Here is a 22,270-nt window from a genome sequence, read left to right on the forward strand (position 1 = left end):
GTTATTCCTCCACCAACATACTTTTTATTTTTTCCGCAACGGCACTTCCGAGCTTCCGGTGTTGTTCCGCTTCGAAATGAATGCCGTCTGCATCACTGGAAACGATCACGGTCGACGCATCCATGATAGACGCGTCGGTATACGGACTAAGCATTGCGAATGCCTCGCCCAATTGTTTGGACTTCTCTTCCCCGCCCTTTAACATGACTGCGAATAATCCAGTTTCCTTGATTGGCGGCGGAACTAGAATCAGAACCTGAGGGACTTTCGTAATCCCCGGTCTTGAAAAAGTCGTTTTTACGAGTCCGACAAGCGATAGGACGCTCATCGCGATTTCCAGCGCCGAGACGGAAAACCGCTCTTTCAAATCATTCGTTCCGAGCATGATCACGACAAGATCAAGCGGCCTGTGAGACAGCAGGCAGGTCGGCAAGTACTCTTTTCCGCTCATGATTCCTTCGAGCGGATCCGCCCACACTGTCGTTCTCCCGGGCAAGCCTTCCTCGATAATGTCGTAGCCGTCTCCCAGTTCCTTACGAAGTACGCCCGTCCACCGAACATCCGCCGGAAACCGAACTCCTCGATTCTGCGGATCGGTTCCCCATGTATTTGAATCCCCGAAGCATAAGATCGTTCTCGTTCTGGTCATCTGTAACTACCTCCAAAATAATAGTTTCAACCTTTGACGGCGCCAACCGTCAGGCCTTTTACGAAATACTTCTGAAAGAATGGGTATGCGACCAGCAGCGGAACGACCCCGATCGCGGCTATGGCCATGCGCATAGAGGTGAGCGGAAGATGACTTGTCGCGACGATCTCCGTCGATGACTGCAAAAATTGCGCATCGAGTAAAATCCGGTTGAGCATGTTTTGAAGGCTGAAGTACCGGCTGTCGGTAATGTAAATCAGTCCGTTAAACCAATCGTTCCAATACATAATCGTATAAAACATCCCGACCGTAGCCAATACCGGCGTCGATAACGGCAATACGATTGTCGCGAAAATTTTCCATTCCTTCGCCCCGTCGATATAGGCCGATTCGATGATCGGCTTCGGAATCGAGCTTGCAAAGAACGTTCGCATCAGGATGACGAAAAAACCGTTCATCAACAGGCTCGGAATGATCAGCGCCAGTATCGTATTTTTCAAATTGAAGAAATTGGTGTATAACAGGTAGGTCGGCACAAGGCCTCCGTTAAACAGCATCGTGAAAAATACGTAGAAGGACAGTATCTTGCGAAATGGCATCTCGGTCCGTGACAGCGGATAGGCAAGCAACGCCGTTAGCGTCAATCCTGCAGCCGTTCCGACCACCGTCACGAGAATCGTAATTCCATAAGCGCGCAGTATATTAGCTGAGTTTGTCCATAAATATTCGTATGCCGAAAAACTAACGACTTTCGGGAAGAAAGCATATCCATTGCGAATGATTTCCATGTCGTCCGTAAGAGAAGCGGAGAGCAGCAACCAGAATGGCATGATGCAGAAACATGTAAATGCCAGCATGACGATGTTGATCGTCCATTGATAAAGTTTACCGGATGATGGCATGGGAGCGCCCCTTTCTAGAACAGTGCATTGTCTTTGTTGAATTTTCTCACGACCGCATTGGAAGCCAGCACCAGAACAAATCCGACGAGCGCTTGATACAAGCCTGCGGCCGACGACATCCCGATATCGCCCATATTGATCAGCGCGCGGTACACATACGTATCGATCGTGTTCGTGACCGGCATTAAGGCACCCGTGTTAAGCGGCACTTGGAAGAACAGGCCGAAGTCGGAATAGAAAATGCGCCCGATCGCAAGCAGCGTCAAAATTGTAATAACCGGCGCAATGAGCGGAATCGTAATCGTCCGGATTTGCTGCCACCGGTTCGCGCCGTCTATTTTAGCCGCTTCATAGTACTCTTGATCGATGCCGATAATCGCAGCCAAGTAGATGATGCAAAGTTGTCCTACGCCTTTCCAGGCGTGTACGATCGTCAGGATCCACGGCCAGTATTTCGTTTCGCTATACCAAGAGATAGGCTCTAGGCCGAACAAGGGGAGCAGAGTCTTGTTCATGAAGCCTTTTTCGACGTCCAGGAAACCGAGCACGAGGTAACCGACGATCACCATGGAGATCAAGTACGGAAGCAGGATCATCGTTTGGTACGCTCTCGATAAAATGCGCTTGCGGATTTCAGTCAGCAGGATCGCAAGCGAAATCGCGATTGCCGTATTCAAGAAAATAAAAGAGAGATTGTACAATAGCGTGTTGCGGGTGATGATGTATGCATCCTTCGTCTTGAACAAATACTCGAAGTTCTTGAAGCCGACCCACTCGCTCCCCCATATGCCCATCGCGAAATTGACGTTTTTGAACGCGATGGCTATGCCGAACATCGGCAAATAATTGTTGATGAGAAAGTAAATCAGCCCCGGCAGCGTCATGAGCACGAGCATCCGGTATTTTTTTGCCTTCCTCATCTCAAGCCGCAAAACCGACATTTTGCTTGCCTTCATACGTTACAACCACCTTTTGCTGTCATTGTTTTGTGCATGTTTTCATCTTATAGTAATTTGTCCGACCCTACTTCCATGATCTCGACATCATATTTTTGAGTTTCCGACATCGGCTTGACTGCATCCGCGATGGCGTAAAAAATCCCCCCGTTCGATGGCAGTAATGATCTTATTCTCAGGGTTCTTTGGTGTTCTGAAGATAGATCTAAAATAATTGTGATGAACACGACAAATTCGTTGAAAGCAGGGATTCCAAATATGAAAGACCCACTTCAACCATTACATCCAAACCAATAACTGGATTCATGACATCACTCCCGTAGTAAATTCATCGGCAACCCCTAACCTTCTTGTCTTCCACACTATCGCATGTGATACGGGATCCAAGTCCCACGGGCAGATACGTTCAATCCCCGGCTACCGCAATTTTCGACTGTACAAAAAAGAGGTCGACCAGAAAGATCTGGTGACCTCATAATACGAACGGGCAGATTAGTTGAAGATCAATCGCGGTGAACCGTACCATAAGTGATGACGAAAATTTACGTCGTTGGACAACTCGGACTCCAGTTGACGAAAACCAGGCAATATATTTCACTAGCGCTACCGGAGCGGTTCCGTCCCGGTTCAGGTTTTCAATGTCCTGAGAGGTATTGATGGTTTGTATGGTTCATTCCTCCCGAAACAGTCAAAGCCCCTCCTGAAAGGGGGCTTCGATTGGTTCAAGAACATTTATGGTTGGAAAGGTAAATTGTTTCAGCAGTACAAGGGCAATTTAGAGGAGTCGGGTTATTTTCTCTTGGCTAGAGGAAGTGACTTCCTTAAGAAACTCCTTTGTCTGCCCCAGGCTACGTATGCTAGCCGGGGAGGCCATATCAAACTGATAGCCATGACCTGCTTTCATCACGGCGGGGTCGAAAAACAGAGGGGTGACCGGAACGCCCTTTTCTTGAAGAGCAGCTACGAAAACCCTAGCTTGTTTTTCAAACGATTTCGTGTTGCCGTCGGTTACAAATGCAGGGGGAAAGTCTTTTGTGATGTACTTTGACAGATTTAAGACATCAAACTTCGGGTTGTTCATCCAGTTCTTATCACCCAAAATGCACCAGCCCATACGCTTGAGCATGAATTTTTGCACGGGCTTTACATCGCTATGTTGAAATGCTGTGATATCGTAGGGAGCGCAAAATAACAATAAGCCCTTGATTGTATTAGACGGCACGAGTTGTGGGACCCCCACGAGCTTTGCATATTCGGTATTGGTTTGGGTCAGGGCAAACTCCCCGGCCAAGAAAGCCCCCGCTGAGGAACCGGCAAAGATCACCCGTGATGGGTCCAAGGGGTATTCCTGAGCCAACTGCTGCAAATAAGACCATACTTCGCCGACTTGTTTCGTCTGATCGAACAGAGTTGCTTTGGGCGCCATCTCGTAGTTCATTGATATTACGGCAAAGCCGTCAGAGGCCAAAGCCCTTGAATAGTCGGCGGGCATAAATTTATCTCCCGTAATGAAGCCTCCGCCATGGATAAAGATGATGACGGGCAGCGGCTTCGAATCACCTTGAGGGAGGTAAAGGTCGATTTTATTTTTGTGGTACTTGGATGGATATGAGATGTCCGTTAACACCTGTGTTTGCACCATGAGTTCGGGATGATCGGATGGCTTGGAGCCATAATTGTCCGGACCGATCTTTCTGGTTAGAAAGCGGGCCAGCCAAATGGTTGGCTGAGGTGTCCAGATGGCGAAGGCAGCCGGGATTAGAAAAATCGTCAAGACAGCAATCAATGTAAGGGATACTTGTACTTGTGTCATCGGTTACCTCCTGCAGTCATTTTATGGTGTCGGATACGAAGTTGAGTTTCAGTGCCAAATATATGGACCCTATATACTGTTTTAAGTCGCATGCGCATGAATGATGAGCATCGAAAAGCGCATGTGGGAAAACCTCATGCATGATTTGGTAAGGAGAGGCTGATTTTTACTCAGCCCTTCACTCTAGTTCGAAGATGGAGGGATCAGGTTTAGCGCAACGAATTGGGATAAGAAATTCAATCAAGTAGGTTAGGATTTGCTCCGGATCGAGTCCAAATTGCTTTTGAATAACATGACCTCGAGTTGCCATTCGAAGCACCATACTTGTGAGGGTATGCGAGATCATGCTCCCAAGCAGGACGGGATCAAAAGTAAGAAGAATCGATCCGTCTTTCATGCCCTTTTCAAAGGGCGTTCTTTTTCAACCAGGCAGGAAGTCAACGACTCGCTACATGTTTGATTTCAGGCGGGATCGGGCATATATAGCTGGCACCGCTCAATCTTTCTTTCAGCTCGGCTTTTGCCTGGTCAATGACCTCCGGACGGAGAAGCACTTCAATTGCGGTGGAGGCCATTACCTTGCTTGCTTGAAGCATCCCTTTGTGGCCGATAGATGTTCCTACCTGGGACACAGCCTGCCAGGAATGTAGTTGTGTCCCCATTGCAAAGCAAGTGGTCACGCATTGCACAGTGGGCACGACCCAACTGACGTCACCCACATCGGTTGAAGTGGACAAGTTAAGCGTTTTGTTTAGATAAGGAAGAAGATCGGTGGAAAGCTCTAGTTCTTTCAATTGCTGCACGAATTCCTTGCTTGCCTGGACCGGTAGGAGCGCCAGGAGATCCAAGACGCTTTGCTTTTCCGCTTCAGTTAGGGATTTACGGATTTGACGGGCAAACTCCTTTTCCGCTTCGTCAAAAGCATGTACACCCAACTCATAGAAATTGTTGTACATGATGGTTTCCAGCGTTTGGTTGGGAATCAGGTTGGAGCATGCCTTGTCAAAAATAATTTCTACTTCCGTCTCCGTCATCATGGCAGCACCACGGGCAACCTTGCATACGCGCTGATAGAGATCTTCCACCTGCGGCGTTTTCGGAGCGCGAATCAGGTAGAGCACTTCCGCTTCCGCCTGCACAATATTGGGGGAGAATCCACCTGAATTCGTTACGGCATAATGGATACGGGCTTCCGGCATGATGTGTTCACGCAGATAGTTACACCCGATGTTCATCAACTCGACGGCATCCAGCGCACTACGTCCGAGATGAGGAGCGGCTGAGGCGTGGGACGCCTTTCCCTTAAACTTGAAGGAAACCTGATAATTGGCCAGATTGGTTACAGACATTACCGCGTTCACGATTTCAGGATGCCAGCAGATGGCGATGTCCGCATCGTCAAACAAGCCTTCGCGAACCATGATCGTTTTTCCGGAGCCGCCTTCTTCGGCCGGGCAGTCGTAGTAACGGATCGTTCCTTTAATCTGGTTTTCCTCCATATAATGGCGAACGGCGATCGCTGCCGCAAGCGAGCCCGTCCCCAGTAAGTTATGTCCGCAGCCATGCCCATTGCCGTCTTGCTGAATAGGCTGATGGGATACTTGCCCCCTTTCCTGGCTCAGTCCGGAAAGCGCGTCATATTCCCCAAGGATAGCCACAATGGGTTTGCCGCTTCCATAGCTGCCGAAAAAGGCGGTTTCCAAGCCGCCGACTCCTCGTTTTACCGTAAAATCTTCTTCTTCGAGTGTCTTGCAAAGCAGGTCGGCAGAGCGGAACTCTTTGAATTGGGTTTCGGCATAGTCCCAGATGTTATCGCTCACATTGATGAATTTTTCCCTTTTTTGTTCAATGATTTCCGTAATTCTGACACGATTAAACATGAAGAACGCCTCTCTTTTTTCATCTAGTCTTGCCACGGTAAACTAGTTAACTGTATAGAGCTCCATATGAACTGATGATTAACGCTTGTTGTTGCTGAATCATGCGATTCACCTGCTCCCTTTGATACCTCAATGATTAAGGATAAAGGTACAGCCTCCTCATTTTTTTGAGGGACTGTACCTTTTTAGTTCAAAGAAGCTATTTCAGTGGCCTCGTTCGAGACATTCCGTCTTTTACAGGAGGATCCGTCGGATTATTTATTGGCCGCTGCCCAAGCGTCAAGCTGCTTTTGCTTCTCGGCAATGACCTTGTCGACGCCCGCTGCTTTCATTTGCTTGATATACTCGGGTAATACCTTAGCGGGATCCACCGTGCCGGTCTCCAAAGCGAGAGCGTACTGGTTCGCCACATTCTTAAGAGCCGCGATTTCCGTCTTAACAGACTCCGGATTGTAACTGAAGCCGAGCGCTTTCGATTTTTTCGAGTTCTTAATGAATTCCACCAGCTTCTTGTTACGGTCCGGATTTTCCCCGTTGAACAAATAGGAGAGGAGCATATTTCCGAATAGCCAGTTTTGGTAAGGGTAATAGCCGCTATTCGAAGCGTTGACGCCCTGCGGGAAATCGATGACATTATCCGATTTCTTTACGTAATGCTGCCCTTCGATTCCCCAGTCGAGCAAATTGATAAACTCTTTGTCTGTATACATCAAATTAAGCAGCATCATAGACCTTTCCGGGTTCTGCGCGTTTCTGGGAATGCTCCACATATACGAGGTGATGTTGGTATTGGTCGCGACGGCCGGCAACAGGCGCACCTCGATCAAGTCTTTTCCTACACTTAAGGAATTTGCCGCTTCGCTAAATGGACTCATATGGTGGAACGTCGAGAAGACTTTTCCTGCCTTCATCAAATTTTGCCAAATTTCATTACTGGTTGCCGCATCTTTAGCAACATATCCGGCCAAATACCATCTTCTTGTTGTATCCAGCAGCTTGGCATATTCCGGAGTTTCAACCCAATTGACTACCCTCATCCCGTTATCGTGTGCCGGCAGCACACCGAGGCCGTCTCCCAAAGGATCCAGCATGCCACCGGAGAATGGGTTGCCGAGAATCGAGTTGGCAAACTTGGTCACCGGAATCACATCAGGCTCATTCTCCTTGATCACCTTGAATACGGCGTCAAGATCGTCCAGCGATTTGATCGCTTTCGTATCGATTTTGTACTTGTCCACAAGATCCTTGCGCATCGAGATGCCGTAGTCGTTCGCAAAGTCCCGGATACTCGTTATCCCGTAAGCTTTCCCGTTGATCCTGGGCGCTTTTAGGTAAGCCGGATCCAGATCGTCAAGTGCTTTTTGGGCGCCTTGACCGTATTTGGCAATGTAGTCGTCAAGCGCAAGATAGTTGCCCTTGGCCACTTCCTGCTCGTACGTGCCTCGGCCGCTTACGAGGAGGTCCATTTTCTCGTTGCCGGACAGCATCAGTGTGGTTTGCTGCGCCCAGGCGCCTTTCGTGATCTGAACGAGCTTCACGGTCGCATTGATTTTTTCCTGAGTAATCTTGTTGATTTTTTCTTGTACGGCTTTCAAGTCTTTCTGCTCGCTGGCAACCGGAAACACCATCGTCAGTTCAACGGGCTTCAGGTCCGGCTTCGCGCTGTCCGACTGTTTAGGTGCTCCGCTCGTATTCGGTTGGTTGCTCGAGCCCGAGCTGCAGGCCGTGACCAGAGTAGACGTTGCCAGCACGGAAATCAGAAGCATTGCAGCGCTCTTCATTCTTTTCTTCATGTAAGAACCCCCTATTTTGATTGGTCTTGCCGCTTGCTATTATTATTTTATTGAAGTTCCCGTTTACCCGCTTTCAAGAATCCGTTCTCTCGGTTTCGAGATTCCGTCCACATAAAGAGAAAAACGCCAGCTGGCGTCCTTGATGTATATATTTCGTTTACATGCTGGAAGAGAATCTTTTCCGATATTCTTGAGGCGTCATCAAGACTTCCTTCTTGAAGAGGGTGGAGAAATAAGAGAAATTAGCGAAGCCTACCGCCAAAGCGACGTTGCTTATCGAAGTTTCCGATTTGGCCAGTAGTTCTTTCGCAAGATCAATCCTTTCTTTCAGAATATACTCCGATATCGAGAGACCTGTTTCCTTTTTGAAAAGCTTGACAATGTGGTCGGGGCTGAGCCCAATGTAGTCGGCAATGTACTGTCTGGACATCTCCTGATCGATATTCGCCGATATATACCGCTTGATCTTGTTCACCACTGTCTCGTTCGAACCAAGCGCTTCGATGGAAGTCATTGCAAATTCAAGGACGTCCGTTACCCAGCCTTGCAGATTCCTGACGCTCTCGGCGGCAGACGAAATACGTTCCGGCGCGAAATGATCCGCTAAAATATCGTCCATATACAACCCTTTCTGCTGAAGCGTATGCAGAACCATCTGCAGGAAGCTTAAATAAAACTGCTGCAGGCTTTTCGAGTTCAGCCCTTCGATCTGCTTAAGCGACTCCAGAAAATCTTGCGACTCAGCCATCAGCTTCCTCTTGTCCCCCTGCTTGATCAGCTCGGACCATATTCTCATCGGAGGCATGGGAAAAGGCGTTTCATTTGGCATTTTCTCGTCGATAAGCACGACGCGGTCGACGGCGTTCACTTGATTCTTTCTAAGCGCTACCAAATTTTCAACCATATCACGCACGCCGTGTATCTCTGACGGTTGACCGATATAGCAGGACAAATGGCAATAAAAATATCGGTTACACGTCTCGATGAACAAACCGCAGCGTTTTATGAGCTCTTTGCGGAACTTCTCTCCGCTCGCCTCTATCGCATGTTCCGTAGAAAATACCGCCAATAACTGATTGGCCTTGACGCGAACGATGTGAGCCGCTGCAACTTGATGGATGACCAATTCCTCCAAGGCGTTCGTTAGCGCGTACTCCATAATTTGGGCATCGCGAGCGCTCAGTTCTTTTTTCCAGTGTTGAATGCCGATCAAAATGGGTAAAAACTTCATCCTGCTCGTATACGGTATATTGTGCTTCCCGATAGCCTCCATGATTTTGTCCGGCTGGGATGGAATGACCTGCTGCAGCACATCCTGCCAGAACCGCTCGATGACGATCGATGACGATTTCCGGTCTTTGCTTATTTTCTTGATCATCTCCGTCATGACTTGCTCCAACTCTTCGGGTGGCGCAGGCTTGAGCAAATACTCGAAGTCCCTAGCTGGATCGCTTTTTTCGCGTATTGAAAGTCGGCATGGCAAGTCAGAAAGACGCACTCCGTCCAAGGATGCTCTTCCCGTACCCACTCATAGAGTTCGAGTCCGCTTCCTTGCGGCATCTCGATATCGCATATCATTATGTCGAACGAATTTTCGCTAAACTTTTCCTTCGCTTGACGTGCATTGTTCGCTACAGATACGTGAATGATGCCGAATTTTGACCAGTTCACGCTTGCCTTAATGCCGTTCGCGGTAAATTCTTCGTCGTCCACGATCAATAACCGGTACATACTCTCGCCCCTATCCTTTCATGATCGGCAAAAAAATATCGACAATGGCGCCGTTATCGTTTGAAAACCCGATGATCGCCTGACCCCCGTACAACAGCCGCAGTCTTTGCTGGGCATTCCAAATCCCGATATGCTCACCTTCTTCAGTCGTCAGCTTGATCCCTTGTCTCAGCTTCTCGAGCACCTCGTTCTCATAACCCATGCCCGTATCACGAATGCGGATATGAAGCCGTTCCTCATCATTCCGGCTATCCCGTTCGATTAAAATCTCGATATGGGTAGGCTCGTCCGTGTTGACCGCATGCTTGATCGTGTTCTCTGCAAAGCTTTGAATGATCAGTGGGGGAATACAACAATCGAGCAGGTCATCCGGGACGGTAATGGCGTACGTCAAGCTTCCCGGAAACCGGATCTTCTGGATGTTCAAATAATTTTTCGTATGACCCAGCTCGTCCCGAACTAGAACATGATCCGTATGGCTGCGAAACATGAAGCGGAAATATCTGATTAATGAGAGGGAAAGCTCTTGAATCAACCCATATTTCCTCTCCTGAGCCAAATAATAAACGACATTCAGACTGTTCAAAAAGAAGTGCGGGTTAATTTGCAGCTGCAAATGCTTCAGCTCCGCTTTCTGATTGATCAATTGCTCCTCATAGACATCGATTTTCAGCTTCTGAATGTCGGTCATCATGCTGTTGAATATCTCGTTCATCAGTTCGAATTCGTTAGATGTCGGTTTCTTCGCTATTCGCATCTCCAAGTGACCCTCTTTGATCCTGCGCATGGCCAGTACGATTCGGTTAATCGGACGGAGTACGACTCTCCTCATGAAATAGAAGGCAAGCAGTAAGATCAAGACGGTCCCTGCCGCAATTAGTAAAATGATCCTCTGCAAATAAGGCAGCTTCTGGAGAATGCTTTGATCGGGGACCACAGCGACCAGTCCGAAATCCCCTTTGCCGGAATGCTCTCCGATCACCAGATACCCTTCATCGAAACCGCTTAAACGGTACGACTTAGGCGTATAGGAAAGATCGATTCCCTTTTCTCTAAAAAATGATTCGTCCTTTAGCGGCTTGTGGTTGCCATCGACCAGCAGCGCTCTCCCATCGGCGCCGAGATCCAAAAGATTGAGCGGCCCCGTCACATCCTGCGTATTTACGCCAGCCCCGATATATAAACCACCAACCTTTATGATATATAACAAATAATCCTTTTTATAAACGCGAAATACGGACCATCTCCCGGTCTGAAAACCCTCTGCCGATTGCCCGTCATCAATAAGCGAGACGATGGCATCCTTTATAGGCTGATTGTCGGTGTCAGCCGAGCCTGTCTGCTTGGGAGCAAATACCAAATCGTTGTTAATGGGCGAATATATGAAAAAATAGTCGAGTCCCTCGTAGTAAGTCACATTATTCACCAGTTGTTTGAATTGCCAAATGCGTTCCATTTTATACAAATCGATATCGATCTCAGGAGACCGGTCGAGAACGTGCAGCCCTGTTTCCTCCGAGGCATACTTCAGCAAATAGCTCTCAATGTCGGCTAACGACTTGTCGATCAACCCCATATAGAGGCTGATCATGTTGCTGTTAGATTGCGCGACCTGGTTGCGAACAACCTGGATCGAATAGAAGTTTGTATAAATCAGGAAGAGAACAATCGGCAGCATAATAAGCATGAGTCCCGTGATCAGCTTAAATCGGAGCGAATTGAATATTGTAGAAGTTGGTTTTCTCATGTTGTCCATGTTCCCTTCGTCCCTTTAGTGATAATTATTTTACCACATGAACGGCATGACTTTTACGGCTCGTTTCCCCTGATCGTCTTGACAATGATACCCAATTACCAAAAATGTTCCTTGTGTCTTGCAATCTATTCGTTTCTAGTCAGTTTATAGCGCCTATAGTCATTTGTGGTAATCTTACCCTTCATAATAAATGTATAGATGGGTTGCCTGCTTTCAAGATTCCGTCTTATACTTTTTGAATTTCCGATCATCAGACCTCTCCCATTCATCTCAAACAGGATTTCTAAACCCAACTCCTCAAGAAGGGTTTAGAAACAAAGAAAACGCCCGTTCCATCCAGGCACGGACCAATGACATGAGATGACGTTTTATCATTCAAACAAGGCAGCCCCAAGATGTCCTTTTCACTTTTCCCGCCACGCGGTACCACGATTATATATCTTTTTTGTTGAGCGTTAACATTATCATATCGGTTGATTATGAGTTTTTATATATTTCCATCAGAATCCTATATAATAAATACTATCCGCCCACGGTCGAGAATCTATCCCAACCTCACTCCCTTAGCATGAGGTTTGTTCCAAACGTCCTCAGTAGGTTCGTCGATTTCCATAATTAGAAAAGGCTTTGGCATTCCAAAGAAGGGCATAAAGCGACGGTTTCTGTAAATACTGTCATTCAAGGTGCTATTGTTTTTCGTGTTGAGGAAGATTTTCGTTTATGTCGATTTTTTTGGAGAGTATGCCCTAAAATCGAACTGCTTTCCAGACCATTTATTACGCTTCCTGATATCTTAATGGGTTATGCCCGCAAACAGTGTTTTACACCTAAGTCGAACTAAAACCGCAATTATTCGATGAAATTTGGTGCAAAGCCAATTGGAAGGGGACGCAAAGTATCTAGATCATTAATAAAATCAATCCATTTTACTGAATAAATGTATGAAGAGTAACCTAAATAAACTTTGTTTCCACCTTCATAAGGAAAAAGGACTTTCCCAAGAGCAGCTAGGTGTAAGAGCGGGGTTTCATTTTTCTTATATCGGTGGTATTGAAAGAGCTGAGAAAAACATTTCCATGCTTAATTTAGCTAAAATTGCTGAAGCATTGGATATTGAGGTTCACGATTTATTCAGTTATTCTAAAAATATCAAAACCAAATTAAGTGAAAAAGAAGAGGAAATTCAGGAAATTGTAGATATACTCTTGAGGCATAACATACGCGATGTGAAGAAAGCTAAGATTATTATTAAAGAAGTATTTAAAGATTAATAACCCCATCCTCAATTAATGAGAGTGGGGTTATTTTTTTAGAACTTTGAGTACTTTCTTGGTAAAATTCTATTCAACTTTATAGACGCGTTGCTTGTTGTACACAACCTTTTGACATTGTGAACACGAAGCGATGCAGAATTTCGCATGGCCTAAAAAATGGACATTATGACCGCGATTCTTCAATTTGAACTATACGGTAAGTTGAGCTAATTCACCGTTCTCTCCGATATATTCAATTAATGTCTTGCAGGTTTGCAGATCAATAAAAAGGCGGCACTCCTTTTTATCTTTGCGCCATTCCAGCCGAACTTCGTCTTTCCCTGAAGGAATCACGGCAAATTCGCCGTTAAAAGCATCATATTCATTTCTGAATCGAATAAGCTTAATCAATCTTTGGACAACTTCCTTCTCCAGCGATTGTTCGATTTCCTCAAGGCTGAAGTTATGCCGATTGATTTCCCGCCCTTCCCCGGTCTTCTTCACATTCTCCAGATCATTCTCACCTGCCAGAAGGCCGACATAGTACACTTGAGGGATTCCCGGTACGAAGAATTGAATTGCTCTTGCCGCTAAATAGGCATCGTCGTTACAATCGAGCACAGAATAATAGGAGCATCGAATTTGATGAACGTCGAAGCCGTCTGCAGCCTTATGTTTATCCGATACAATAAGACTGAGGTTCGAGCCTCTTTCCACGCACAGATCAACCAAGTTTCTGGCTTCTTTCGTATCGATCAAATCGTCCATGTCAGGCTTAACAGGTATACCATCATGACAATCCAGCATAGTAAACTGCTTCTCAGGTCGAGTCTTCAAATAATCATAGAGACGCTCGCTAGATTTATTGGTCAAAGTATCGAGCACCGTATATGGCAGTATAAAATCATAAATCCAGTAGCCGTGCTCCGCTAGCTTATACTGAATAGTGTAATGTGCGTGAACCTCAGGCAGCAATTCGATTTCCAGCGCTTTCGCAACTTCCATAATCCAATCCAGGAATTCGTAGATGTCTGGCTCAACAAAAAAGCAGCTTGTTCCCAGCTTCTTGACGATGTATCCGACTGCATCCAAGCGAACGATCTTGACATTTTGCTGCCTGAAATTGTTGAAAATATCGATTAATAACTGCTTTACAGCATACGACCGGACATCCAGATCAATCTGTTCGGATGGATCCTGCTTGCCGAACGTCGTCCAAACCTTCTCTTCCTCACCGGTTTCTTCAATGGTAAAAGTAGAATAGGGGACGGGTCTGCGAAGGAACATATTGTCAATATCTTCTTGAACCGGCTTCCCATCCGCCCATATTTTATCCAAAGTCAAAAAGAAGTCGGCATATGCCGATTGACGACCTTTTTTGAGGAAATCCCGGAAATATTCGGACTGGCTCGAAATATGGTTGACCATCACATCGACCAATATATCAAACCGTTCTCCAATAGCTCTAATATCATCCCATGTGCCGAAGCCCGGCTCAATTTCCAGATAGGTAAGCGGGGCAAAGCCTCTATCTCCGGAAGACGGGAAAGGAGGCAAAATATGAACACCGCCCTTAAATACATCGGAAAAATATTGAAAGAGCACCTGTTTCAGCGCTTTTAAATCACCACCCAAGGAGTCGGGATACGTGATCAGCTGTACTTGATTTTTTACTGGCATAAAATAATCCCCTATAATCCGTATTTTTCTTTGATAACCTCGAGATGCGGTAAATCCACGATGGCTCCGGTATACTTTAATTTATAGGCACTGACGGCAAATCCCAGGAAAAGAGCTTGTTTCAATGGATAACCTTTAACGAGCGCCGCATAAAATCCCGACCAAAATGCATCGCCGGCACCCGTAGTATCCACAACATGCGTAGCCAAAGAGTCGAATACAATCGTCTCTTTTCCATTAGAAACGATGGCCCCTTCCTTCCCTAATGTCAAAATAACCAGCTTAGCACCTAGCTCTAAGAAATGTTCGAGATAACGCTCAGGTGACGCTTTCCCAAACAATCTCTCTGCATCGTCCTCTGAAGGCTTGACAATATCAACTTTACCGATCATCGATTTTACATAGTCGATTCCACTCTCGCCCTTTTGCCATATCATCGGATGATAGTTAGGGTCGAAACCGATCAATATACCATGTTTTCGCACCGTATCCATCACACTTTCAATCGTATAACGGGACGGAACTCTTGATATAGGCCAACAGGAGAAATGGACGATTTTGGAGTTGATTGCTGCATCCGCCAACCCGGATGTGTAAGCTAATTGATAATCCGCACCCCGATAAAATATTGGAATCGGCGTAGCTACACTCTTGGTTATGACGACCATGCTCGTTGAATCATCGACACTCTGAATGAGATTCGTAGCGATATCCGCTTGTTGCAGCTGATTTACGAGAAATCTACCCAACCCGTCATCTCCGACTGCGGAAGCGACAAGCGGGTTGATCCCTAAATTTTTAACATTCAAAGCAATATTGGAAGGAGAACCTCCAAACAACTTTTGGTACGTATCACATTGATCGCTATCGTCATATTCCGTTGTCATCATATCGATCAGAAGCTCACCGACAGTCAAAATATCATGCTTCTTATCACTCAACGGTATACTAGCCTCGAATTCAAACACGTTTCCATCTCCCGACTTTTATTGCACCGCCCACAATAAAGCTTTGTCAATGTATTCATTCCAAAAGTCCCAGGTATGCCCTCCCTGGCTTTCCTCATACGTATTCTCAACCTTTTCCGAAACTAAAAAATCATGAAATTTCCGATTGACGTCGAGCAAGAAATCTTCGGTACCGCAAGCCATGTAGATCGCCGGAATTGCCGATTTCTTCTCTTTCAAGCTCAGAACCAGCGCCTCCGGGTCTTTATCGCTTCCTTGAAGCTGGGCCAAATCACCGAACACTCTCGTAAAATACTTATAATCCGCTATGCCGTCATTATAATCGGGATTTGCGTTAGCGATTTTATAGGTAATAATGGCCGATGACAACGCGATGATCCGGCTAAAATGCTCTGCATATTTTAAACCGTTCCGAATGGCTCCGTACCCCCCCATGGATAAACCGCCGATGAAGGTGTCTTCTCTCCGCTCCGATAGAGGGAACATTTTCCGTGTAAACTCAACCAATTCTTTTCCAACGTATTCTCCGTATAATGACCCTTTATCAACATCATCCACATAAAAGTGGTTCTCTCCTGCCGGCATAAAAACCGCAATACGGTGTTTGTCGGATAACTCCCGAATTCTCGAGAAGCTGATCCAATCCGAATGGCTGCCTGAGTATCCATTCAATAAATAGATCGCTTTAAGCGGCTTCTTCTCCGCCTTCGGCATCCCTGGAAATTCAAAATCATCCAACGGAACAAGTGCATTGAACGTGACTTCTCTCCGTAGAGCCTTTGAGTAAAAATTAACCTGCAGTGTCGCCATGGTATCCATTCTCCTTTTCTCTCATTTCAGGACTATGTCCTCTCCTACAGATAAAGAAACGGCTCCTTCGCATTGACAAAGGTAACTGGGAGTCCACCAGCCAATGGCTTCAGCCATTCGGCCATAAACTTCATTCCCCATTCCTCGCTCCGCTCATGTCCTACGACGATCATGGCCTTATTCAGTCCGAGCATGCGGGCGTCGTTGACATAAGCGCAAAGCGTCCATTCCACGATTTCACCGCAGACGATGACATCCAGGTTTTTATTTCGCATCAGCTCCATGGGCATTTGCTCTCTGCCAAGACCCAAGCTGCCTCCGCCTACCAAAATTCCGACTCTGGAACACTTCATCTCGGGATCGCCTACGATCTGCAGGACATTCATCTCCAATTTGTCTTTAAAGAAACCGGCCAGTTCTGTCAGAGTGACCTCATCAATTTGGTACGTGTGCGGCGGATGCTTCTCAAGCAAATTGTTTTCCCAGCCGATCTCCTTAATCAGTCCATCGTAAATTCGGTCAGTTTTGGCCATATGCATGTAATCATGGTACCGCCATACAGCAATCTGGTGATCCTCTAATAGCTTTCGCTTTGCTTGATATACAGGGTCATCCTGAAGCCAGTCTAATTCGTCTATCCCGGTATAGAAGGTAGGCTCGTGTGTAATAATCATATTGGCCCCGCAAGCGACAGCCTGACGAATCACATCGACCGTCGCCATAAACGTCGTTACAATACCGGTTACCTCTGTATCCGGACTTCCGGACACGAGTACATCGCCGGTTTTTTCCAGTCTGAAATTGTCGCAAGAATCCGTAATAATCGCATCTATGACCTGCTGAACATTCATGCTATTGCCCTCCTTCGTTTCGTAAAGCGATTAACCTTTTACGGCACCGACAACGACGCCCTTCGTGAGATATTTCTGCAGAAAAGGAAGTACGATCAAGATCGGCACGATTCCGATAATCCCCATAGCCATCCGCACCGCTGTGGTCGGAAACTCGGCTGCACCGGCTCCTAGCAAGCTGCTTGCCTGGCTCGATTTTAAAAATTGAATATTATTCATCAGACGGATCAACAAATTCTGTATACCGTAATATTGAGGCTTCGTGACGAAGTATAAGGCATTAATCCAATCGTTCCAGTAGGCAAGTCCCGTAAACAAACCGACTGTTGCCATAACCGGAACCGAAAGCGGCAGCATAATGCTGTAGAACGTTCTTATTTCGCTAGCTCCATCGATCTGAGCCGATTCGATAAGCGCGGCAGGCACATTATGCTTATAGAAATTCCTTACCAGCAGAACATTGAATCCATTCATGAGCAGGTTCGGTACGATCAATGCGGCCAACGTATCCTTAATCGAAAACACTTTGGTCCACATCATGTAGGAAGGCACGATGCCTCCGTTAAACAACATGGTGAAAAATACGAGAAATGCAAGGACATTATGGTACTTGAAATCTTTTCGCGACATTGGATAGGCCAGCATTGCCGTTATCGCGAGGCTGATGACCGTTCCGACAACAGTCACAAAAATTGAGACTCCGTATGCCCGCACAAAAGTCGACACATTGCTGAACAAGGATACATAGGCATCGATGCTCATTTTATTTGGGAAATAGCTATATCCATCTCTGATTAGCGTCTTTTCGTCGGTAAACGATGCAATTAGCATCAATATAAAAGGCAAAAAGGCAAATACGGTCACCAATGTCATGGCTGCGGCAGAGAATATCGTAAATGCCCGTTCTCCTCTTGATTGTAAACTCGTCATGATGGATCCCCCCTAAAACAGTGCATTGTCGGAATTTACTTTCCTTACAATACCATTGGCTACAATGACCAGAATAAAGCCTACCAGTGACTGATACAGGCCGGCAGCCGCCGACATGCCAATGTCATTAACCTGCACGAGAGCACGATAGACATAAGTATCGATAGTTTGTGTCGTGCTGTACAAAGCACCCGCATTTAAAGGCACTTGATAAAAGAGTCCGAAATCGGAATTGAATATTCTTCCTACAGACATTAAGCCCAGTATGATAATGGTTGGCGTCAGCAAAGGCAAGGTGATCATAGAAATTTGTCTGAGTTTGCCTGCGCCGTCAATTTTGGCGGCTTCATAAATGCTCTTATCGATTCCCGCAATAAATCCGAAGTATACGATGGAGCCGTATCCCGCCGTCTTCCAAAGCTGTATGATAACAAGAATGAAGGGCCAGTATTTAGGCTCCGAATACCAATTAATAGCCGGTATGCCAAGCGGCTCCAGAATCGAATGGTTGATAAACCCGCTATCGGCATTCAAGTAAGCAAATACGAGAAAAGATACGACGACCATCGATACTAGGTTCGGAAGAACTAACCCTGACTGGAAATACTTCGAGTAAAACTTATTCAACAGCTCTGCCATCAGAATCGCGATGAATATAGAAACAATCGTGCCGAGAATGATAAATGCGACATTGTATAGAATCGTATTTCTTGTCATAATCCACGCATCGGAAGTCCGGAATAAAAACTCGAAGTTTTTCAACCCGACCCAATCGCTTCTGAATATGCCTTTGGCAAAATCAACATCTTTAAAGGCGATAAATACCCCGAACATCGGAATGTAATTATTGATCAACAAATATAGTAAACCGGGAGCTGCAATTAGTAAAAGCGGCAACGTATTGCTAACTTTCTTCCTGTATGTTTTTATTGGCTTCTCCATGCCACTCCCCCCTTAAGGTAGACAGAATGGAGCAGTTTCCGGCTCCATTCTTCACCCAAATCTTATTTTTTCTGCTCAGCAATCCATTTGTCCAGTTGCTCTTGCTTTTTCTGAATGATGGTTTGCGCCCCTGCATCATTCAATGCTTTTACAAACTTGGGAATCGTCGTTTCAGGGTCCAACACGCCGGTGACCAAGCCTGGAATGTATTGGTTAACCACATTGTTTACTGCACTTAACTCCGTTTTTACGGATGATTGGTCGAAGATGAATCCGAAGTACGGCGATCTTTTCGTTTCTTTGTTTTCTTTCAGTTTCAGTTCGGTATCCTTCCAATCCGCGCCTTCGAACAGATATTGAAGCGACTCGGAGCCGAGAATACCGGAGGATAGCTGCGCAGTATACGGTACGCTTGCAGCATCCTTACCATCCGGATATTTAACGTGATGATCGTCCACTTTGACGTAGTCCCGGCCGTCGACTCCATAGAGCATCGTATTTAACAGATCTTTATCCGTATAAGTCAAGTTCAAAACTTTCATGGCAGCATCAGGTACTTTGGTTGTACTCGACATCATCCACACAACGAAATCCACAGCTTGTGTATCAAAATAGAACGGAGCAATTCGTTTCATGGCGATATTCTTACCGGTCTGTGCGCTTACTGCTTTGCCGGCTTCCAAACCGCTATAACCGCCTAGCGTGGAGAATCCGCGCCCCGACGAAACTAAATCGGCATAATTGGTTGACGTTGTAGCCGCATCTTTTTGCAAATAGCCTTTATTGTACCAATCTCTCATCATGTTAACGCCATTTTTGAAAACATCCGTCTCATAAAGATTGACTACCTTATTATTATTTCCGACAACGACACCGACCCCTGACTCATCGGTTAACAGATCGATGTCGCCTGTTCCTCTTAACAGTCTAACCATATTGGTATCGCTTGGATTCACATTAATCGGAGCAAAAGGCACCACATCCGGGTACTTTTTCTTTACAGCGTCGAATATTTTCGGTAAATCGCTGACTGACTTGATATCGTCTGGCGTTAACCCGCTTTCTTTCAACAAATCGGCGTTATATACAAAGTTTAGCGGAACCGACATTCCTTTATTGGCGGGGATGCCATAAATATGCCCGTTCATCGTTGTCGCTTTCAGCAGGCCCTCACCGAAGTCTTTATCCAGAATCGCTTTTGTTTCCTGACCGTATTTACTGATTAAATCCTCCAGCGGATAAAGCTGTTTTTTAGCAGCATAACTTGGGAATTGGCCTGGGCTGGTGAACAAATCCAACTGTTCGCCGCTTTGAAGCGCCAAATTTACTTTTTGCGCGTAGTCTGCAGGTCCATACACTTTAAAGTCTACTTGCACATTAATCTTCTTTGTTGTAATTTTGTTGATCGCTTCATTTATGCTGCTCATATCATCGGGAATTTTATTGAATGATGGCAAGGCGATGACAACCTTTTCCATCTTGCTGCTGGCCCCGTCCGACTTCGAACTGGTTGATTCGGTCGATTTGTCAGTCCCGGTCGAGCAAACTGTCAGGACAGTGCCGAACAATGCTACAGACATGACTGATGCTAAGATACCCCTTGTCCTTTTCATAACTTGAAGCCTCCTGAAGTAGTTTCTGTTTCTGAATACGATTTCAGTTTAATCCTTATCGATATATTTATCTTTAAAAAATCAGCGCTTTTTTTGTGAAAATCAGTGATGTCGGAAAAAGAAAAAGGCCCTTTCGGCCTTCTTGGCATTATTGTTTATGTTTGGCTCTAAAAGCATTCGGAGTCTCACCCGTTATTTTTTTGAAAACCGTTGAGAAATAAGAGATGCTGTCAAAACCAATCTCTACGGCAATCGTTCCGATGCTCTCGTTTCCTTGAATGAGCCGTTCTTTTGCAATAAAAATACGATACTCATTTAGGTAATCCTTCATCGATAATCCTGTCTTGTTTTTAAACATTTTCGCCATATAATCGGGTGACAAATAGACGCTGGCCGCAACATCCTCGCGACTCAGTTCCTGATGGTAATGATTGTGGATAAACGTTTTCACCTTCTCCACAACACTTTCGGACTGCTTCACTTCTCTTAAATAATCGATTGTTTTATTGGTGACGAAAGCAGCCCATTTCATCATGTCCATGACACTATGTTCGGATTTCTGCAACAAGATTCCGGAGAAGTTATCGGAAAACAACTTATGTGCATGTATTTTATTTTTGTACAGTATCGAATAAACAAGCTGCATAAAGTCCTGTTTGATGGAATGCATGATGCCCGCGTCAAGTTTATTGCTTTTGGTGAGCGATTCGAGATCTTTTTTTAGCTTGTTCACGATTTGTACTTTTTCGCCTTCGATAAACAATGACTCGAATCCGTTCACATCAAGCGTATAGGAATTATTCGTTTCATAATCAAAGTGGTCTTCCTGGTAATGAACATTACCTTTATAAATAATGTTATTCCTGTCCATGACCTCCAAGATAGTTTTCGTTGCATGCAATACGTCAATCGGTACTTTCTTGCTTAAATAACAGGTCGCAGTACACTGAAAATACTCCCGGCAATAACGGATTTGCTTACGGCATCTCGTTGTAATCTCTTCCAGCGGACTACTTCCACTGATGATCGTCGCAATATAGTAGCGATCGTCTTGCTGATAATTGATAACATGACTGAGATGCAGATTGTCCAGCATCGTTTCTGAAGTCAGGTTGGAGAATGCATAGATGAAGGTGCTTTCATTCCAGTTATCCTCAATATCCGATTTGCCGATGCTCGTTAGCACTAGAAAGTAACCATGTTCCAGCTCCAGAGGTAAGTCTCTCTTTCGAATTTCCCCATGAATCAGGTCTAAACGAGGGGAAATCTGGGCAAATAAAATATCCCTCCAAAAGCTTTGCTCGACAAACGATTTATTTTTTAACCAACTGGCACCGAATTGGCTGTATGCTTGCAGCCGATTTTTCGCCCTCAGCGTATTTACAGTTTTGGCGAGAGCCGCTTCGACCTTACTTTTGTCAAAAGGCTTGATTAAGTAAGCGTCCGTATTGTAAGAAATCGCCGTCGACGCGAATTCAAAATTTTCATGACAAGTAAAGAAAATAAATGCACAGTCATGATGGTTATCCCGCACCCATTTGATCATGTCCAATCCAGATCCCTTGGGCATTTCGATATCGCAAATGATGATATCCGGTTTATCTGCTTTAATAAGAACTTTGGCATCCGCAATATTATGCGCAGTTGACACGGCTCCAATCCCCAATGAATTCCAGTTAATAAAATCACACATGACCTCTATGGTAGGAATATCATCATCAATCATGAGACACTTCATTCTTT

18 protein-coding genes are annotated in these 22,270 nt (G+C 45.6%); 1 reads left to right on the plus strand and 17 read right to left on the minus strand.

Annotated elements, in window-relative coordinates; genetic code table 11:
• Window position 1: 1 nt before the first annotated feature.
• From ACBP55_RS26855 to ACBP55_RS26895, 9 genes are all read right to left on the minus strand, one after another.
• Complete coding sequence (locus ACBP55_RS26855; protein WP_464645928.1) at window positions 2–649, minus strand: SGNH/GDSL hydrolase family protein; 648 nt, start codon at window positions 647–649, stop codon at window positions 2–4.
• A 26-nt stretch (window positions 650–675) separates the two neighbouring features.
• Window positions 676–1,551 (minus strand): carbohydrate ABC transporter permease, encoded by an 876-nt coding sequence (locus ACBP55_RS26860; protein WP_464645931.1) that lies wholly within the window; start codon window positions 1,549–1,551, stop codon window positions 676–678.
• A gap of 14 nt (window positions 1,552–1,565) precedes the next feature.
• A complete protein-coding gene (locus ACBP55_RS26865) occupies window positions 1,566–2,507 on the minus strand; it encodes an ABC transporter permease (RefSeq protein WP_464645933.1) in 942 nt (313 codons plus the stop codon).
• Between the two features lie 775 nt (window positions 2,508–3,282).
• Window positions 3,283–4,320, minus strand: coding sequence for an alpha/beta hydrolase (locus tag ACBP55_RS26870; RefSeq protein WP_464645935.1), 1,038 nt, complete (start codon window positions 4,318–4,320; stop codon window positions 3,283–3,285).
• A 437-nt stretch (window positions 4,321–4,757) separates the two neighbouring features.
• On the minus strand, window positions 4,758–6,200 hold the full coding sequence (locus tag ACBP55_RS26875; protein ID WP_464645937.1) for a M20 family metallopeptidase: 1,443 nt from the start codon (window positions 6,198–6,200) through the stop codon (window positions 4,758–4,760).
• A gap of 254 nt (window positions 6,201–6,454) precedes the next feature.
• Window positions 6,455–7,993: an ABC transporter substrate-binding protein gene (locus tag ACBP55_RS26880; RefSeq protein WP_464645939.1), complete on the minus strand. Its 1,539-nt coding sequence runs from the start codon at window positions 7,991–7,993 to the stop codon at window positions 6,455–6,457.
• Between the two features lie 157 nt (window positions 7,994–8,150).
• Complete coding sequence (locus ACBP55_RS26885) at window positions 8,151–9,380, minus strand: helix-turn-helix domain-containing protein (RefSeq protein WP_464645941.1); 1,230 nt, start codon at window positions 9,378–9,380, stop codon at window positions 8,151–8,153.
• Window positions 9,377–9,724, minus strand: coding sequence for a response regulator (locus ACBP55_RS26890; RefSeq protein WP_464645943.1), 348 nt, complete (start codon window positions 9,722–9,724; stop codon window positions 9,377–9,379). The genes ACBP55_RS26885 and ACBP55_RS26890 overlap by 4 nt, the downstream gene beginning before the upstream one ends.
• A 10-nt stretch (window positions 9,725–9,734) precedes the next feature.
• A complete protein-coding gene (locus ACBP55_RS26895; RefSeq protein WP_464645945.1) occupies window positions 9,735–11,480 on the minus strand; it encodes a sensor histidine kinase in 1,746 nt (581 codons plus the stop codon).
• Window positions 11,481–12,421: 941 nt separating this feature from the next.
• On the opposite strand from ACBP55_RS26895, the gene ACBP55_RS26900 reads away from it, so the two are divergent.
• Entirely contained in the window at window positions 12,422–12,751 is a 330-nt protein-coding gene (locus ACBP55_RS26900; RefSeq protein WP_464645947.1) for a helix-turn-helix domain-containing protein, read from the plus strand.
• A 192-nt stretch (window positions 12,752–12,943) separates the two neighbouring features.
• Here the strand turns inward: ACBP55_RS26900 and gtfA are convergent, their stop codons facing one another.
• The 8 genes from gtfA to ACBP55_RS26940 form a co-directional block, all read right to left on the minus strand.
• Window positions 12,944–14,413 carry a sucrose phosphorylase gene (gtfA, locus tag ACBP55_RS26905; protein WP_464645949.1) on the minus strand — a complete coding sequence of 490 codons (1,470 nt, stop codon included), beginning with the start codon at window positions 14,411–14,413 and terminating at the stop codon, window positions 12,944–12,946.
• A gap of 11 nt (window positions 14,414–14,424) precedes the next feature.
• Window positions 14,425–15,381, minus strand: a complete 957-nt coding sequence (locus ACBP55_RS26910) for a carbohydrate kinase family protein (protein WP_464645951.1) — start codon at window positions 15,379–15,381, stop codon at window positions 14,425–14,427.
• 18 nt (window positions 15,382–15,399) lie between these two features.
• Window positions 15,400–16,191, minus strand: coding sequence for an alpha/beta hydrolase (locus tag ACBP55_RS26915; protein WP_464645953.1), 792 nt, complete (start codon window positions 16,189–16,191; stop codon window positions 15,400–15,402).
• Between the two features lie 44 nt (window positions 16,192–16,235).
• Entirely contained in the window at window positions 16,236–17,042 is an 807-nt protein-coding gene (locus ACBP55_RS26920) for a Nif3-like dinuclear metal center hexameric protein (RefSeq protein ID WP_464645955.1), read from the minus strand.
• A 30-nt stretch (window positions 17,043–17,072) separates the two neighbouring features.
• The gene (locus tag ACBP55_RS26925; protein WP_464645957.1) at window positions 17,073–17,972 is read right to left on the minus strand and encodes a carbohydrate ABC transporter permease; all 900 of its coding nucleotides are present in this window, start codon (window positions 17,970–17,972) and stop codon (window positions 17,073–17,075) included.
• A gap of 12 nt (window positions 17,973–17,984) precedes the next feature.
• On the minus strand, window positions 17,985–18,914 hold the full coding sequence (locus tag ACBP55_RS26930; protein WP_171647799.1) for an ABC transporter permease: 930 nt from the start codon (window positions 18,912–18,914) through the stop codon (window positions 17,985–17,987).
• Window positions 18,915–18,976: 62 nt separating this feature from the next.
• Entirely contained in the window at window positions 18,977–20,527 is a 1,551-nt protein-coding gene (locus tag ACBP55_RS26935; RefSeq protein ID WP_464645959.1) for an ABC transporter substrate-binding protein, read from the minus strand.
• A 148-nt stretch (window positions 20,528–20,675) separates the two neighbouring features.
• Window positions 20,676–22,265, minus strand: a complete 1,590-nt coding sequence (locus tag ACBP55_RS26940; RefSeq protein ID WP_464645961.1) for a response regulator transcription factor — start codon at window positions 22,263–22,265, stop codon at window positions 20,676–20,678.
• Between the last annotated feature and the right edge of the window lie 5 nt (window positions 22,266–22,270).

The organism is Paenibacillus sp. WG02 (genome assembly GCF_055396115.1).

What these genes read in the sequence shown, in the direction of transcription:
- ACBP55_RS26855 (WP_464645928.1), bottom strand. Translation starts at nt 649, where the DNA reads ATGACCAGAACGAGAACGATCTTATGCTTCGGGGATTCAAATACATGG.
- ACBP55_RS26860 (WP_464645931.1), bottom strand. Translation starts at nt 1,551, where the DNA reads ATGCCATCATCCGGTAAACTTTATCAATGGACGATCAACATCGTCATG.
- ACBP55_RS26865 (WP_464645933.1), bottom strand. Translation starts at nt 2,507, where the DNA reads ATGAAGGCAAGCAAAATGTCGGTTTTGCGGCTTGAGATGAGGAAGGCA.
- ACBP55_RS26870 (WP_464645935.1), bottom strand. Translation starts at nt 4,320, where the DNA reads ATGACACAAGTACAAGTATCCCTTACATTGATTGCTGTCTTGACGATT.
- ACBP55_RS26875 (WP_464645937.1), bottom strand. Translation starts at nt 6,200, where the DNA reads ATGTTTAATCGTGTCAGAATTACGGAAATCATTGAACAAAAAAGGGAA.
- ACBP55_RS26880 (WP_464645939.1), bottom strand. Translation starts at nt 7,993, where the DNA reads ATGAAGAAAAGAATGAAGAGCGCTGCAATGCTTCTGATTTCCGTGCTG.
- ACBP55_RS26885 (WP_464645941.1), bottom strand. Translation starts at nt 9,380, where the DNA reads ATGACGGAGATGATCAAGAAAATAAGCAAAGACCGGAAATCGTCATCG.
- ACBP55_RS26890 (WP_464645943.1), bottom strand. Translation starts at nt 9,724, where the DNA reads ATGTACCGGTTATTGATCGTGGACGACGAAGAATTTACCGCGAACGGC.
- ACBP55_RS26895 (WP_464645945.1), bottom strand. Translation starts at nt 11,480, where the DNA reads ATGGACAACATGAGAAAACCAACTTCTACAATATTCAATTCGCTCCGA.
- ACBP55_RS26900 (WP_464645947.1), top strand. Translation starts at nt 12,422, where the DNA reads ATGAAGAGTAACCTAAATAAACTTTGTTTCCACCTTCATAAGGAAAAA.
- gtfA (WP_464645949.1), bottom strand. Translation starts at nt 14,413, where the DNA reads ATGCCAGTAAAAAATCAAGTACAGCTGATCACGTATCCCGACTCCTTG.
- ACBP55_RS26915 (WP_464645953.1), bottom strand. Translation starts at nt 16,191, where the DNA reads ATGGCGACACTGCAGGTTAATTTTTACTCAAAGGCTCTACGGAGAGAA.
- ACBP55_RS26920 (WP_464645955.1), bottom strand. Translation starts at nt 17,042, where the DNA reads ATGAATGTTCAGCAGGTCATAGATGCGATTATTACGGATTCTTGCGAC.
- ACBP55_RS26925 (WP_464645957.1), bottom strand. Translation starts at nt 17,972, where the DNA reads ATGACGAGTTTACAATCAAGAGGAGAACGGGCATTTACGATATTCTCT.
- ACBP55_RS26930 (WP_171647799.1), bottom strand. Translation starts at nt 18,914, where the DNA reads ATGGAGAAGCCAATAAAAACATACAGGAAGAAAGTTAGCAATACGTTG.
- ACBP55_RS26935 (WP_464645959.1), bottom strand. Translation starts at nt 20,527, where the DNA reads ATGAAAAGGACAAGGGGTATCTTAGCATCAGTCATGTCTGTAGCATTG.
- ACBP55_RS26940 (WP_464645961.1), bottom strand. Translation starts at nt 22,265, where the DNA reads ATGAAGTGTCTCATGATTGATGATGATATTCCTACCATAGAGGTCATG.